The sequence below is a fragment of the Pantoea sp. SGAir0180 genome (genome assembly GCF_043546245.1).
This window is the reverse complement of record NZ_CP028071.1, coordinates 2,894,381-2,909,630: the sequence shown is the minus strand read 5'-3', so window position 1 is coordinate 2,909,630 and position 15,250 is coordinate 2,894,381. Positions and strand designations below refer to the sequence as shown.

Here is a 15,250-nt window from a genome sequence, read left to right as displayed (position 1 = left end):
CGACGCCGTATTCGCTTACGCCCTCCTGTGCTTTCAGGGACGCAGAACGGCTGCAAACGCGGCTGGATTTGCGCTGTAAACGTCATCAGAAGATGATGTTTAAACAGTCTGGCGAGGGAAATTACTGCTTTCAGGGGGGGGGTACGGCTGTAACTGAGCCTGTATATGCCAGGGTTGCTCTACTACCCATTCGCTTAAAAAATCAATAAAGGCACGCACGCGCTGGCTTACGCCAAGATCGCTGTAATAGACAGCATTGAACGGCATCTCTACCGGTAAACGTTGATCGGCCAGGATCTCCACCAGACTTCCGTCAGCGATCTCTTTATGCACCATATAATCAGAAAGGCAGGCAATCCCATTACCGTCCAGACAAAGCTGCTTGATGGTTTCTCCGCTGTTAGAATCCAGTTCCGAACGGATGGTGTAAAGTTCCCCATCGTCACAGGCGATTGGCCAGCGGTTAAGACGTGGCGCATCAATAAAACCGAGACACTGATGATTATCCAGATCGGCTGCGCACACAGGAATACCATATTTCTCCAGATACCCGGGAGAGGCAATAAAGCGGCGATAGCTGGTGAACAGCAGTCGTGCCCGCAGGCCTGAATCGGTAAGGCTGCCTGCCCGAATCGCCACATCGACTTTACGCTCGATGAGATTAATAAAGTTTTCAGATGAAATCAGTGAAAGGGCAATCTCGGGATAGCGCTCCCGAAAGGCTTTTATCATGGGCATCAGGAGATGCAGTATGACAGGAGTGGCGGCATCAATACGTAACAATCCCTTGGGCGCATGACGGCTCTCTATCAATGCGTCTTCTGCGGCCGTCATCACCTGAAGAAAATGCTGAACCTGCTGGAAATAACGTTCTCCTTCCTGCGTTAACGCAAGATTGCGTGTGGTGCGCTTCAGTAAAGCCAGTCCGAGTTTATTTTCCAGTTTTTTGATCGTGCGGCTGACGGCGGAATTGGCCATCTGCAAGGCATCTGCCGCGCGGCTAAAGCTCCCGTTTTCAACTACGCTGACAAATACTTTGAGTTCTTCAGAAGATGCCTTCATTGTTTCCTTCACGTGAAATAGCGCCTGAGGCCATATACCGCTAATTAAAGCACAGCCTGCCGTTTACACCCTTGGCGCGGATGGCTTTTTGGTAAAGCGGGCTAAAGAAGACGAAAGCGCCTTTCCGTCAGGCCGGTTATCTTTTTAGTGGAAGAAACGGTCTGCACAGGCCGGATTACGCCATTCGTGACGACAATAAAGTGGGAGGGCGGTCTCGAACAATCGTCGGCATCGATTGAAACTGCGTACTAAAATCCCTATAACAGATAAGTGACATGAATTTCTGAATGATTAGCCAGGCGGGACAGTGCGCAAAAAAACCTATGCGATGAGATATGTAGCCGGACAGCCAGCGGAAAGGATCTTTCCTCCGGGTGCCATGTTTCATCTCGGCCAGGCACTGCCACCGGGTGAGCCACTGCCCGCCGATCCCACTTTGAAAGTATTAGTATGGAATATCTTTAAGCAGCAGCGCGCTGACTGGATGTCCGTGCTGGAAGGGTTTGGTAAGGATGCCCATCTGGTTCTGCTTCAGGAAGCGCAGACGACGCCCGAGCTAATCCGCTTTGCGACCAGTAACTATCTGGCGGCCGATCAGGTTCCGGCTTTAGTGCTGCCTCAGCACCCCTCTGGCGTCATGACGTTAGCTTCTGCTCACCCTGTTTATTGTTGCCCCCTGCGCGAGCGAGAACCCCTGTTAAGGCTCTCAAAATCCGCCTTAGTCACAGCGTATCCGCTTCCCACGGGCGAGATGCTGATGGTGGTGAACATCCACGCGGTAAATTTTAGCCTGGGCGTGGATGTTTACAGCAAGCAGCTCGGCCCCATTGGCGAACAGATTATCCATCATCGCGGGCCTGTCATTATGGCGGGCGACTTCAATGCCTGGAGCCGCCAGCGCATTAACGCCCTCTATCGATTTGCGCATCAGATGAAACTGGAAGAGGTGATGTTTACCGCCGATCACCGACGTAAAGCCTTTGGCAGACCTTTAGATTTCGTTTTTTATCGCGATATACACGTCAGTGAAGCCTCGGTTCTGGTGACGCAGGCATCCGACCATAACCCGCTTTTGGTTGAGTTCAGTACCAGACGATAAAGGTGACATCAGGCAGGAAAGGGCAGAGAGAACGTGGTCACGGGCAGGATGTAGAATCAAACAAGAAAAAAGGCTGACAAATGTCAGCCTTTTCAACGTATCAGGTATCTGGTGTTGCGTTATTCTTAACGAACAACGTGAGCTCGTCACCAGGCTGAATATCTTTTGCGTTACTCACAACACTGTTCCAGCGCATCACGTCTTTGATGTTAACGCCGTGACGACGGGCGATACTGTCAAGAGAATCACCCTTACGAACGCGATAGGTGATGCTGTTGCTATTATCCGCCAGGCTCGTGCCATTCGAACCCACAGTCAGTAACTGACCGGGACGAATACTGGCACTGCGCAGGTTATTTTGCTGCTTCAGTGCGGCCACGCTGACGCCTAACTTATTCGCAATACCGGATAAGGTATCGCCGCTTCGCACTTTGTAGCCCCCCTCATTGCTGGCTTTCGCCAGTTGTGTGGGCTGCACGGCAGAGATATCACCGGAAGCCAGTGAATCACGCAGCTTTGCGACGTTAGACTTCGGCACCAGAATGTAATGTGGCCCATTGGGTGCTGTTGCGCCGCCTTTATAACCGGTATTGAAGCTCTTCAACTTGGTGAGCGACATCCCCGCCATTTCTGCGGCCTGCGTCAGTTTTATCTGCTGACCCACTTCAACGCGTGCCAGAGCACGGTTTTCGTCAGGCGTCGGCAGTTTGATACCGTAACGCTTGTTGTGCTTAAGCAACTCGCTCAAGGCCAACATTTTTGGTACATAAACCGTGGTTTCACGTGGAAGCGAAAGATGCCAGAAGTCGGTAGGCTTACCGCGCGCCTTGTTCTGTTTAATCGCTTTGAGTACCCGTCCTTCTCCGCTGTTGTAAGCCGCCACTGTCAAAAGCCAGTCACCACCAAACATCGTATTAAGACGCTGCATCATATCCAGTGCTACTTTCGTTGAGGCGACAACATCGCGACGACCATCGTAGTAACGGTTCTGTTTTAAACCATAGTTTCGACCCGTACTCCCAACGATCTGCCAGATGCCAGCGGCATTTGCAGATGACGTTGCGTGAGGATCAAAAGCGCTCTCCACTATGGGTAGCAGTACCAGTTCCATCGGCATATTACGTTTCTTAATCTGCTCGACTATCCAGTACATGTACGGCTCTGCCCGTAATGTTACATCGTGGAGATAGCTCTTATTTTTTAAAAACTTTAATTTCTGTTCGCGGATCCGGGCGTTTTCCGGAATCCCCATCTTCAACTCGTCACTAATGAAACGCCAGAGATCATTATCTTCTGCGAGGCCAGTTCCATCTTCCTGCCATCGCGGCGATAAAAGTCGATCACCGTATTTTCCATTTTCACTTTGACCAGCTGAAGACAGACTCTGGGCATGCTGTTCGGGGATATTGGCGTCATTCCGTGATGCCTGACATCCTACCAGCAAGACCGAGGCGAATAATATCGCTTTAGCCTTCATGTGTGTGTCAATAGTTCGCTTAAAAGACGAGCAACTATACGTGACGGTCCTTCACAACACAACCCGAAAAATCAAAAAGCGTCTTTCTTCTCGCGTAGAACAGCAAATGTTTGCCATACGGGCCCAACCCCAGCATCAACGTTTAAAGCGCGTTGTAAATCAGCATCTTGCGTTCGGAGGAATAAATTTATCACACGCTCATGGGCCAGTTTTGTAGGTAAAGTAATGCGGTTTTCGGCCCGTAAGTCCTTAATTTTATGGTATTCAGCCGTTATTTGCGGATCGTGGGGTAAAATTGCGGCAGCAAACTTCAAATTGGATAAAGTATATTCATGCGCACAGCACACCAATGTGTCTTCCGGGAGCGAGTTAAGCTTTTGAAAGGATTGGTACATTTGCTCGGGGGTGCCTTCGAAAAGCCGTCCGCAACCACCTGAGAACATCGTATCTCCACAAAAAAGATAAGGTGCACTGTAATATGAGATATGTCCTAAAGTGTGCCCCGGCGTAGCGATGACCGCGAATGACAGGCCCAAAACGTCAACGTTATCTCCTTCACGCACGCATGTTTTTGCCCCTTTATCTGCCGTTTCCTGCGGACCGTAAACGGCAATCTCGGGAAAATGTTCACAGAGCGTTTTCACGCCACCGACATGATCGTTGTGATGATGCGTCAGCAAAATGGCGACAGGCTGCCAGCCATTGGCCTGAATTTTCTCCAGAACCGGCTGGGCTTCACCCGGGTCAAAAATCAGGCATTTTCCTTCGTCATCTGTTAACGTCCAGATGTAGTTATCTTGCAGTGCAGGAATGCTGGTAAGATTCATAAATACCTCTCGCTGGTCGTTAAAAGGAAAATGGTAAAGCATGAAGCCCGCCAAGACACGCCAAATCCTGAACGCCCCACGCTCATGGCACGATATGCCATGGGGCATTTACTTTCGCGATGCCCTGACGCAGCAACTTCAGCCTTACCTCGGAAAGCTTTATGGCTTTCATATGCTTAAGCTTGGCAACCTCAGCGCAGAAATCAATACGGAACAGTGCGCGATTTCCCATCAGGTCAGCGTAGGTGTCGAAGGTGAAGGCTTACAGGTCCTGGCGCATCCCACCCAGCTCCCGTTCGAAGCCAAGTCTGTCGATGCCTGTTTACTGGCCCATACGTTATCCTGGAGTCAGGATCCCCACCGGGTATTGCGGGAAGTGGACCGGGTATTGATCGATGATGGCTGGATGATAATCAGCGGCTTCAATCCGTTCAGTCTGCTGGGTATTAGTAAAATAGTACCCGGAATACAGCGTAAAGCGCCCTGGAGCGGGCGCATGTTCAGCCAGATGCGATTACTGGACTGGCTGGGATTGCTGAATTATGAAGTGGTATTTCGTACGCGTTTTCAGGTGTTGCCCTGGCACCGGCAGGGCGGCAGAATGATCAGCGCTCACTTACCTGCTTTAGGGTGCCTGAATATCGTCGTTGCGCGTAAGCGCAGTTTCCCTCTCACGCCGACCAAGGCAAGAATGAGTCTGAGCAAAAGGCCCCTGCCGCAGCCTGTGAATGCGACACGGCAGTTCAGACACGTCAACGATCAGGATTCTGGTTGATAGCCGATATCATCAAAAGCCGGATGGTTTGCGGCATGGCGTGCCAGTTCATCGCAGCGTTCATTCTCCGGGTGGCCCGCATGGCCTTTAACCCACTCCCATTGAATCTGATGGGTGCTGAGCGCAGTATCAAGCCGTTGCCACAGATCGACGTTCTTAACCGGCTTCTTATCGGCTGTTTTCCAGCCGCGTTTTTTCCAGTTATGAATCCATTGCGTAATGCCCTGGCGCACATACTGACTGTCGGTACTCAATACCACGTCACAGGGTTGTTTCAGGGCTTCCAGCGAGACGATAGCCGCCATCAGTTCCATGCGATTATTGGTCGTCAGGCGGTAACCGGCGCTAAATGTTTTTTCATGTTGCCCATAACGCAAAATTGCGCCATACCCCCCCGGGCCCGGGTTGCCGAGGCAGGAACCATCGGTATAAATTTCTACCTGTTTGCGCATCTCTGGTAGACTTCCTTCTGACAAAACGCCAAGTCTGACATAAAACGAGCCCTATGAGCACTGCAAATAACCGCCAAATCGTTCTCGATACTGAAACCACCGGTATGAATATGATCGGGGTGCATTATGAAGGTCACCGCATCATTGAGATCGGTGCCGTTGAAGTGGTGAACCGTCGCCTGACAGGGAACAACTTCCACATGTATCTCAAGCCCGATCGGCTGGTCGACCCGGAAGCGTTTGGCGTTCACGGTATTGCCGATGAGTTTCTGCTGGATAAACCGACCTTCAGTGAGATTGCCGATGAGTTTCTTGACTACATCCGTGGTGCAGAACTTGTTATTCATAATGCCTCGTTTGATATCGGCTTTATGGATTATGAGTTCAGCAAGCTTGAGCGCGGCATCGAAAAAACGGAAACCTTCTGCAAGATTACTGACAGCCTGGCGATGGCGCGCCGTATGTTCCCCGGTAAGCGCAACAGCCTCGACGCGCTGTGTTCACGTTATGAGATAGACAACAGTAAGCGTACGTTGCACGGCGCACTGCTCGATGCCGAGATCCTGGCCGAAGTCTTTTTAACCATGACGGGCGGACAAACGTCCTTGTCTTTCTCGTCGGAGGAGGATCGCTCGCGTCAGCAGCAGAGCGAAGGCATTCAGCGCATCGTTCGGCCCACATCAGGATTGCGCGTGGTCACCGCCAGTGATGAGGAAATCAGTCATCACGAATCACGGCTGGATCTGATCATGAAGAAGGGGGGCAGTTGCCTCTGGCGCGCCTGAGTCGCAAAGATTTGTGTGTAAAATCAACACCGGGGCGAAAATAGCAGCAAACGGAAGCGGGCAGGGGGAAAACCGTTGACGGCGAGTAATGATGTGATTAATATGCGCCTCGTTCCCGACGGGGAACAAAGCGCGGAGCGGTAGTTCAGTTGGTTAGAATACCTGCCTGTCACGCAGGGGGTCGCGGGTTCGAGCCCCGTCCGTTCCGCCAAATTTTGACGCCATGCTGGTTATCAGCATGGCGTTTTTGCTTTCTGGCTCTGGACGTTTCTCGTCTTCCTCCCAACAGCCGGTTTCCCCGTCACGTTCAGTGTTATCCCGTATTTTCGATCTGATGCCCGTCGCACCCAATAAATGCCCCATAAAGGCAGGGTAAGAACGACGTTCCCACAGCCAGTCCTCACAGAAACGGACTGACTGGCAGTAAGCGTGAATCAGTCTTTCTGCATCGCGACGGCACCCGACGGGATTGTCGTATGTTTTCCTGCAACCTGTTTTTCCCGCGCCACCAGCCAGTAGCAGCTTGCCGCCAGCGCCACGCCGATAAACCAGCTAAAGTTGGCGACCTGATGCAGAGAAGGGATAAAGCTAATCACCAGACAAATAGCGACCGAGGGCAGCAGGGCGACAATGGCTTTCGGGTTAAATCCACCGCGATACCAGTAGCGCCCCTGCGGTGTGGCATCGAACAGATCGTCCACAGAAATACGGCCGCCTTTGATCAGGTAAAAATCGGCTAACAGAATGCCAAACAAAGGCCCGATAAACGAACCCAGTACGTCCAGCGTATAGTGAATCAGTTCAGGCGACTGGAACAGATTCCACGGCGTGAGCAGGACCGAACCCACCGCTGCAATCATCCCCCCGCTACGAAAACTGATTTTCTGAGGCGAGCAGTTAGAAAAATCGAAAGCAGGAGACACGAAGTTCGCCACGATGTTGATGCCAATCGTCGCGGTGATCATGGTCAGTAAGCCAATCGCCACGGCTAAATCGCTGCCAACCATGCTCACGGTTTCGATAGGATCGGTGATCATTTTACCAAACAAGGACTGCGTACCCGATACAATCACAACGGTCACGATGGAGAACAGCAGGAAATTGAACGGCAGTCCCCAGCGGTTACCCCGGCGAACCTCACTCATGCTTTTGCCGTAGCGAGAAAAGTCACCAAAGTTCAGCAGCGGGCCTGAGAAGTAAGACACGACCAGTGCCGTTGCCGTAATCATCTGCCAGGTTTGTTCACCGACGGACAGCGATTTGCTGGCCAGCGTAAACGAAATACCGTCGAATCCGGTTTTGTATACAATCCAGCCCGCCAGTGCCAGCATGACGACGTAAACGGCGGGACCAGCGATATCAATAAAGCGCTTAATCGCACTCATGCCGTGCCAGAACACCATCGCCTGCAGAACCCACATCACGCCAAAGCAGTACCAGCCCAGTTGCGATAAGCCAAGCCAGTGGCTGTGCGTCAGGCTTTCCAGCGACGGATAAAACTTCAGCAGCACCAGCATCAGCGCATTCGCCGCCAGCCAGGTCTGAATACCGTACCAGGCAAACGCAATCAGGCCGCGGATCACCGCCGGAATATTGGCGCCAAAGACACCGAATGCCTGGCGGCAAATGACCGCATAAGGCACGCCGGCCATCTGGCTGGGTTTAGCGACCAGGTTGGCGCAGAGCTGAACAATACAGATCCCTGCCAGCAAACACAGCAGCACCTGCCAGCTGGCCAGCCCTAATGTGAAGAAGCTTGCCGCGACCACGTAGCCGCCCATGCTGTGCACATCCGACATCCAGAAGGAAAAGATGTTGTACCACGACCAGTTTTGATGGCGGGTAGGCGCCAGGTCAGCATTACATAGCTTCGGACTGTATGCTTTTCCGGCTTCAGAGGCCGATGTGTTACCCACCGTTGAATGATTTGGCATGAAACCTGCTCCTCTCAAAGACATGAATAAAATAACCTTGTGAAATCACATTGCAGGATCCAGGCCAGATTTGTTTTTTGTATACAAAATTTATTTTTCACGTATACGATAAGTGATGCAATGATGTTTACCGGAGCGGGTGATGAAGAGTGAAACAGGCCAGAGAACGGCGGCCGAGCTGCATGATAAAGATGAACCTATCTATCAGGCGTTAATGAACGCCATTGTCGAACATCAACTGCCGCCCGGCAGCAAATTGCCGGAAGAAGCGCTTTCAGAGGTCTTTGGCGTGAGCCGCACGGGCATCCGTAAGGTCTTGCAGCGCCTTGCTGCGGTGCAAATGATCACGCTCACGCCCAAACGTGGTGCACATGTCGCCACACCGGGCGTGGAGGAAGCGCGGGATATTTTCCGCACCCGAAGCCTGCTTGAGTGCGGCAATCTTTCTGCGGTGCTGGAACATCTGCAGGCACCGCACCTGGCCGGGCTCACGGCCCTGGTTGAGCAGGAAAAAGAGGCGATTGCCCGGCATGACGGGCCGGCGGCGATTCGTCTGTCCGCGGCCTTTCATATCCAGTTGCAGGCGATTTCGGGCAATCAGGTATTAACGGATTTGGTGACGCAACTGGCCCAGCGATCGTCGCTGGTGATTGCCACCTGGGGCGCGCCCTGGCAGCGCGGTTGTCGCTGTGACGATCACGGCCAGTTACTCCAGCGACTCCGGGAAAAAGACCTGGTGTCACTGACCGCCTCGCTGCAGCACCATTTTGAACACATCGTTGCCAGCCTCCATTTTGAGCGCGGAGGCGAAACACTACCGGATTTTTCCCGACTGTTTGCCGGGCATAAAGGAGCCGTATCATGAGCCTGATTCAGGTTATCAATCCCAATACCAGCCAGGCGATGACCGAAACCATCGGTCAGGCTGCCCGCGCGGTGGCCGCACCTGGAACGGACATTATTGCCGTTTGCCCTTCGCAGGGCGTGCCGTCGATTGAAGGGCATTTTGATGAGGCGATAGCGGCGATCGGCGTGCTGGAACAGGTGAAGCTCGGCAAAGCGCAGGGCGTCAGTGGCCATGTAATTGCCTGTTTTGGCGATCCTGGCTTGCTGGCGGCACGCGAACTGGCCAGCGGGCCGGTCATCGGTATCGCGGAGGCGGCCATGCATACCGCCACATTGGTGGCAACGCGTTTTTCAATTGTCACGACGTTGCCCCGCACGCTGGTCATCGCACGCCATTTACTTCAGCAGTACGGTTTTACGCACCATTGTGCCGCTTTACATGCTATTGATTTACCCGTGCTGGCGCTGGAAGACGGCAGCGGCGTGGCGCAGGAGAAAGTGCGCCAGCGCTGTATCCAGGCAAAGCGGGAAGATGGCTGTGGCGCCATTGTTTTAGGCTGTGGGGGCATGGCAACGCTGGCCGCGTCGCTGACAAAAGAGCTGGAGATGCCGGTGATTGATGGCGTCAGCGCCGCCGTCAAGATGGTGGAATCGCTGGTGGCGCTGGGTTTTGGCACCAGTAAACAAGGCGATTTAGCTTATCCGCTACATAAACCGCTCTCAGGTGTCTTTCAGCACCTAAACTAAGCAGATGTTCCCGTTCAACGACAGGATGCAAGTGATGACTGAAAGCCAGGATAAAAAAACCTACAGCTTCAATAAGAATTACCCGCGTGACCTGATCGGTTACGGTGGAAAGCCTCCACATGCGCGCTGGCCAAAGAAAGCGCGCGTCGCGGTGCAGTTTGTACTCAACTATGAGGAAGGGGCAGAAAACAACGTTTTGCACGGCGACACGGGTTCAGAACAGTTCCTGTCTGACATCATTGGGGCGGCCAGTTATCCGGATCGGCATATGTCGATGGAATCCCTGTACGAGTATGGATCCCGCGCCGGTTTCTGGCGCATTCACAATGAGTTTCAGAAGCGCGGACTGCCCCTGACCGTGTTTGGCGTCGCGATGGCGTTGGCGCGCCACCCGGACATCGTGGACGCCATCAAACAGGCGCAGTATGACGTGGTTAGCCACGGCTGGCGCTGGATCCACTATCAGGGCATTGATGCTAAAACCGAACGTCAGCACATGCAGCAGGCGGTGGATGTGTTAACGGACCTGTTTGGCAAAGCGCCCACAGGCTGGTACACCGGACGCGACAGCCCCAATACGCGGCGGCTGGTGGTGGAACAGGGCGGCTTCAGTTATGACAGCGACTATTATGGTGATGATTTGCCATTCTGGACTCAGGTCACCTGTCAGGACGGTACGGTAAAACCCCATCTGATCATTCCTTACACGCTGGAATGCAACGATATGCGCTTTGCCTCGCCCCAGGGTTTCAATACCGCAGAGCAGTTCTTCACCTATCTGCGCGATACGTTCGACGTGCTGTATGAAGAAGGCGAAACCGCGCCCAAAATGATGTCGGTGGGGATGCACTGCCGCCTGTTAGGTCGCCCGGGAAAATTCCGCGCCTTGCAAAATTTCCTCGACCACATTCAGCAGCATAAAGATGTGTGGATTTGCACCCGGCAGCAGATTGCCGATCACTGGATAAAAACCTACCCCGCGCCAGAGGCGTAATCTCCCGGCGGCAAGCGCTTGACGGCAAAAGGATGTCGCCACGCGCTGCCCCGGTTTCCGGCATTGTCGTCCGCACGGCCCCACTCAGTCACATAACGTGGGATCGGCCTCAATCATCAACTGCTTCATCTCTTCGAAATGCCGCAGAGAGAAGTCGGGGATGCCTTCCCAGTCACGGGCCGTTTTTTCCGCGACCTCGTCGCTCAGCACTTTCAACGGTTGCCCGGTAGACCAGGCGGTGACCAGAATCTGGCAGGCCCGCTCCAGTGTCCAGATATCATCATAGGCCTCGCCCACCGTCTGGGCGGTAACCATAACGCCGTGATTACCCATCAACAGACGACGCTTATCGGTCAGCAGGCTGGCCAGTCGGGCGCCTTCCTCCTGAGTGTCTGCCATGCCCCCGTACAGGGTATCCACCGCGATACGGTTGAAGTAGCGCGCACTGTTTTGATCGACAGGCGGAATGTGTGGCTGCGCCAGACAGGCGACGCTGGTGGTGTAAACCGGATGCAGATGCATCACGACCCGGGTTTCTGGCAGCCGCTGATGAATTTGCCCATGGATCGACCAGGCGGTGGCGTCTACATCGTCCCGCTCTCCACAGGCGGTATCTTCTGCATTGAGCAGCAGCAGGTCGCTGGCGCGAAGCCGTGAAAAGTGTTTCCACTTTGGGTTCATCAGAAACTGCTTACCATCCGGTGAAACGGCGGCACTGAAATGGTTCGCTACCGCCTCATGCATGCCCAGATGGGCAATAATGCGAAAGGCCGCCGCCAGATCGATACGGGTCTGCTCTTCAAAAGAAAGCGCCATATTCCCTCCTGAAAATGAACGCGTGACGGGCACGCGTTTGAGATTAAGGTTTTGGCATCAGGGTGTTGAGATCGTCGGCTGTTGGCGCTTCAAAATGGTATTTTTTGAGCAGCGCGGCATATTCGGGCGTTTTACTGAAGGTAGCCAGCGCAGCGACCAGGGCTTTTTTCACCTCCGTATTGTCCTTCTTCACGCCAAAACCGTTTAACACCGGATAGATAAGTGTCGTGGAGGAAATCTGAATACGGTCACCCAGCTTTTGCACCACGCCACGCGCCACGGCGGCATCGGTAATCTGTGCTTCGACCGCATGGGAGAGCATCGCCTGCGTTGTCTGCGGATCGGTCGAATATTCGCTAATCGCGATGGGGGGTTTACCGTTTTTCACACAGTAGTCGTCAGACAGTTTGTGTAACTGCTGCAACCACGACGTGGCGCCCATCGAACCGATTTTATGGCCGCAGAAATCTTCAGGCGTTTTGGGTTGATAATCGCTTCCCTTCAACGACAGGATAGCTTCGCCGCTTTTCAGATAGGGAATCATGTCGATCACTTTCATGCGATCGGCGGTGATGTACATCGACGAATTAGTCATATCAAACCGGTTACTCTGCAAGCCGGTAATCAGGTTAGGGAAACGGGTATCAATGTTAACGGCCTGACGGCCCATCACTTTGGCCAGACCATCAAGAAACTCAATGTCAAAGCCGGCGGGTTTATTATCCTTCATGTACTCATACGGAAAGAAGGTCATATCCGATCCGGCGATAATTTTGCCGGGTTGTAAAAAGGCTGAGGCGTTAAAGGACGCCAGTACAGCGCCTGCGGCAAGCAGACTTAACACGTAGGTTTTCATCATTATTCTCTCTCTGAAAAATGCCATCAGACGTTGGCAAGATCTTTACCGGCCTGTTGAACAAAAAACGAAGCACCGCGCGGTTTCTGCGGCAGGCGGAAGGCGTTTGCGGTGCTGCGGATCATGCCGCTCTCCTGACCGTAAACCAGCGTGCCCGCATCCGTGCTGGGTAACGGGTTTTCACCGAACGGCAGTGCATCTTCAGCGGCGTACACGGCGATAAACAGTGTGCGCGGCCATTCGGTTTCATTGGGACTGGAGGCGTGCAGCAGTCGGGTATGCATAAAGCACACAGAACCCGAGGGACCAAAACAGGCGGTAGGTTGTTGGCACTGTTCTTTCACCACTGCGGGATCAACGGCACCGGTAAAGCGGCCACCCTGCCAGTGTGAATAAAGCGGCCCCTGATGGCTGCCCGGCACCACGTTCAGCGGACCATTTTCCGGCGTGACCTCACTGACCATCAGCAGCGCGGTCACGATATCGTCGTTGCTGTGCGGGGTGAACAGGAAATCCTGGTGCCACTCCACTTTCGTTGCGGTATGGGGCAGTTTCGAGTTGATCTTACTGTGATGATAGCGTGCGCCGCTGCCCCCGATTAACTGTCCGGCAATCTGCGCCATACGTGACTGCAGTGCCGCATGGCGATAGGCGGCAGAGATATCGTTCGGGGAGCTGACGCGGCGCAAAGAAGGATGATCGGCACGGTGATCGCTCTCAATATCGAAACGCGGACGCCCATCCTGCGTATCGCCCCAGGGCGCATTCTGGCTGCGGCTTTCCTCAACCCACTGGTCAAAGTCGTGTTGTAGCGCTGCGATTTCATCGCTTGTCAGGACATTTTCAACTACCAGAAATCCCTGCTGGTGATACTGATCTACCTGCCACTGTTCAATCATGGTCGTGCCCTCGTGATTAATACATCGTTACGCCAGCGAGACATCCTTCAGAAAAGCTTCCACGCGCGGATGCTGGCCATCGCGTAGAGCCTGCGGCGCGTCGTCACAGACCACGCGTCCTTTTTCCATAAAGACAATCCGGTCAGACACCTTGAAGGCGAAGTTCATCTCATGGGTCACGATCACCATGGTGATGCCTTCGCTTGCCAGGGCTTCAATGACCTGAAGTACTTCATTCACTTTTTCGGGATCCAGCGCAGAGGTGGGCTCATCGAACAGCATGATTTGCGGACGCATCATCAAGGCACGTGCGATAGCCACGCGTTGCTGCTGACCGCCGGAGAGCTGATGAGGGTACTTCCACGCATGGTCGAGCATGCCGACTTTAAAAAGCAGCGCAGCAGCCTGCTGTTTTAATACCGCGGCAGGCGCGAGCTTGTGATAGCGAGGCGCCAGCAACAGGTTGTCCATAACGCTGAGATGACTGAACAAATTAAAGCTCTGAAAGACCATCCCGATATTAAGACGATGCTCTGCATGCTCAACGAAGCGTGGCTTGCGTTGCTCTCCCTGCTGACTGAGATGAATAAAGGGTTTTCCGTTAATACGAATTTCACCGTTATCGATCTGCTCCAGACCATTAAGCAGGCGAATCAGCGTGGTTTTTCCTGAACCTGAAGGCCCGATTACGGAAACCACTTCGCCAGGATGGATCTGCAGGTTAACGGCGCCCAGCACTTCAACATTGTTGTAAGCCTTGTGCAGACGCAGGGCCTGCAACGCTGGTCCGCTGGCGTGAAACGCCTGACGGACAGGGTTCACCGCTGCGCGTTGTGCGAGTTCGAAAAGATGTGCATCAGGTTTGCCGGACGGTTGGCGTTGTGTCACGTCCAGATAGCGCTCCAGCTGTTTCAGCAGGAAGTCAAAGACGGTAACGATCAGCACGTAATAGAAGGCCACCGCCGCCATGGTTTCCATGACCAGAAAGTTTTGCGAGTAGAGTCGCTGGCCGACCATCAAAATTTCGGTAAGCGAGATAACAGAGACCAGTGACGTCAGCTTCACGATCGCGATGTATTCATTCGCCAGTGCCGGTAAGGCCACACGCAGTGCCTGCGGGATAATGATGCGCCACTGAATGCCTGCATAGCGTAATCCCAGTGCCCGGGCAGCCTCGCTCTGGCCTTTGGGAATCGCCAGCAGCCCGCCACGGTGAATCTCTGCGATATAGGCGCTTTCACACATGGTCAGCGCAATAAATCCTGCCCAGAATGGATCGCTCAGTACCGTCGACGTGGCGGGCAATGCCTGAGGCAGGTTATAAACAAAGATCAGCAGCACCAGCAAAGGCAGGCTGCGAAAGAGCCAGATATAAAACCGGGCCGGCAGCGTCAATAAGGGATGGCGCGACTGCTTGGCCAGCGCCAGGATAAATCCCGCAATAATGCTCGTTCCCCAAGTCAGCAGGCTCAGTTTGATGACAGTCCATGTCGCCAGCCAAAAATTAGCGTCGCTAAACAGACTGAACATATAGTTCCAGTTAAATGTCATGGGCTTGCTCACATTAAACAGAAGGGGTGAATAATTCTGTAATTCACTATGGCGGCAGGACGGGAACGATAGCAATTAGTAATTTGCTGGCTTCTGATTTTAAAAAAACTATCCAACTGTTATATCCCTT

General features: G+C 53.3%; 15 protein-coding genes and 1 tRNA gene. 7 read left to right on the top strand and 9 right to left on the bottom strand.

What is annotated here, in order from left to right; translation table 11 throughout:
- Positions 1 to 99: 99 nt before the first annotated feature.
- Positions 100 to 1,062, bottom strand: coding sequence for a DNA-binding transcriptional regulator YafC (gene yafC / locus C1N58_RS13825; protein WP_394564252.1), 963 nt, complete (start codon positions 1,060 to 1,062; stop codon positions 100 to 102).
- Between the two features lie 307 nt (positions 1,063 to 1,369).
- Here yafC and C1N58_RS13820 point away from each other — a divergent pair, with 307 nt between their 5' ends.
- The gene (locus C1N58_RS13820; protein ID WP_006117999.1) at positions 1,370 to 2,161 is read left to right on the top strand and encodes an endonuclease/exonuclease/phosphatase family protein; all 792 of its coding nucleotides are present in this window, start codon (positions 1,370 to 1,372) and stop codon (positions 2,159 to 2,161) included.
- A 100-nt stretch (positions 2,162 to 2,261) separates the two neighbouring features.
- Here the strand turns inward: C1N58_RS13820 and mltD are convergent, their stop codons facing one another.
- Both mltD and gloB read right to left on the bottom strand, forming a co-directional pair.
- Entirely contained in the window at positions 2,262 to 3,638 is a 1,377-nt protein-coding gene (gene mltD / locus C1N58_RS13815) for a murein transglycosylase D (protein WP_033738490.1), read from the bottom strand.
- A gap of 71 nt (positions 3,639 to 3,709) precedes the next feature.
- Complete coding sequence (gene gloB, locus C1N58_RS13810; RefSeq protein WP_394564251.1) at positions 3,710 to 4,465, bottom strand: hydroxyacylglutathione hydrolase; 756 nt, start codon at positions 4,463 to 4,465, stop codon at positions 3,710 to 3,712.
- A gap of 40 nt (positions 4,466 to 4,505) precedes the next feature.
- Here gloB and C1N58_RS13805 point away from each other — a divergent pair, with 40 nt between their 5' ends.
- A complete protein-coding gene (locus C1N58_RS13805; protein WP_006118002.1) occupies positions 4,506 to 5,240 on the top strand; it encodes a class I SAM-dependent methyltransferase in 735 nt (244 codons plus the stop codon).
- Here the strand turns inward: C1N58_RS13805 and rnhA are convergent.
- Positions 5,225 to 5,692: a ribonuclease HI gene (gene rnhA / locus C1N58_RS13800; RefSeq protein ID WP_006118003.1), complete on the bottom strand. Its 468-nt coding sequence runs from the start codon at positions 5,690 to 5,692 to the stop codon at positions 5,225 to 5,227. The genes C1N58_RS13805 and rnhA overlap by 16 nt on opposite strands.
- A gap of 53 nt (positions 5,693 to 5,745) precedes the next feature.
- On the opposite strand from rnhA, the gene dnaQ reads away from it, so the two are divergent.
- Positions 5,746 to 6,477 (top strand): DNA polymerase III subunit epsilon, encoded by a 732-nt coding sequence (gene dnaQ, locus C1N58_RS13795; RefSeq protein WP_006118004.1) that lies wholly within the window; start codon positions 5,746 to 5,748, stop codon positions 6,475 to 6,477.
- Positions 6,478 to 6,611: 134 nt separating this feature from the next.
- A tRNA-Asp gene (locus C1N58_RS13790) sits at positions 6,612 to 6,688 on the top strand.
- A gap of 223 nt (positions 6,689 to 6,911) precedes the next feature.
- Here the strand turns inward: C1N58_RS13790 and C1N58_RS13785 are convergent.
- On the bottom strand, positions 6,912 to 8,411 hold the full coding sequence (locus C1N58_RS13785) for an NCS1 family nucleobase:cation symporter-1 (RefSeq protein ID WP_054632946.1): 1,500 nt from the start codon (positions 8,409 to 8,411) through the stop codon (positions 6,912 to 6,914).
- 142 nt (positions 8,412 to 8,553) lie between these two features.
- Between C1N58_RS13785 and C1N58_RS13780 the strand changes: the two genes are divergently transcribed.
- Genes C1N58_RS13780 through puuE form a run of 3 tightly spaced genes read left to right on the top strand, consistent with a single transcriptional unit; the run spans position 8,554 to position 10,998 of the window.
- On the top strand, positions 8,554 to 9,276 hold the full coding sequence (locus C1N58_RS13780) for a GntR family transcriptional regulator (RefSeq protein ID WP_006118006.1): 723 nt from the start codon (positions 8,554 to 8,556) through the stop codon (positions 9,274 to 9,276).
- Positions 9,273 to 10,004, top strand: coding sequence for an allantoin racemase (gene hpxA / locus C1N58_RS13775; RefSeq protein ID WP_033738498.1), 732 nt, complete (start codon positions 9,273 to 9,275; stop codon positions 10,002 to 10,004). Before C1N58_RS13780 ends, hpxA begins: the two co-directional genes overlap by 4 nt.
- 34 nt (positions 10,005 to 10,038) lie before the next feature.
- Positions 10,039 to 10,998, top strand: coding sequence for an allantoinase PuuE (gene puuE / locus C1N58_RS13770; protein ID WP_033738501.1), 960 nt, complete (start codon positions 10,039 to 10,041; stop codon positions 10,996 to 10,998).
- 84 nt (positions 10,999 to 11,082) lie between these two features.
- Here the strand turns inward: puuE and C1N58_RS13765 are convergent, their stop codons facing one another.
- From C1N58_RS13765 to C1N58_RS13750, 4 genes are read right to left on the bottom strand one after another with little or no spacing between them, the layout of a single operon-like run.
- Positions 11,083 to 11,814, bottom strand: a complete 732-nt coding sequence (locus tag C1N58_RS13765) for a class II aldolase and adducin N-terminal domain-containing protein (protein ID WP_006118009.1) — start codon at positions 11,812 to 11,814, stop codon at positions 11,083 to 11,085.
- Positions 11,815 to 11,857: 43 nt separating this feature from the next.
- Positions 11,858 to 12,673 (bottom strand): ABC transporter substrate-binding protein, encoded by an 816-nt coding sequence (locus C1N58_RS13760; protein WP_033738503.1) that lies wholly within the window; start codon positions 12,671 to 12,673, stop codon positions 11,858 to 11,860.
- Positions 12,674 to 12,696: 23 nt separating this feature from the next.
- The gene (locus tag C1N58_RS13755; RefSeq protein ID WP_394564250.1) at positions 12,697 to 13,569 is read right to left on the bottom strand and encodes a phytanoyl-CoA dioxygenase family protein; all 873 of its coding nucleotides are present in this window, start codon (positions 13,567 to 13,569) and stop codon (positions 12,697 to 12,699) included.
- 27 nt (positions 13,570 to 13,596) lie between these two features.
- Entirely contained in the window at positions 13,597 to 15,120 is a 1,524-nt protein-coding gene (locus C1N58_RS13750) for an amino acid ABC transporter permease/ATP-binding protein (RefSeq protein ID WP_033738506.1), read from the bottom strand.
- Between the last annotated feature and the right edge of the window lie 130 nt (positions 15,121 to 15,250).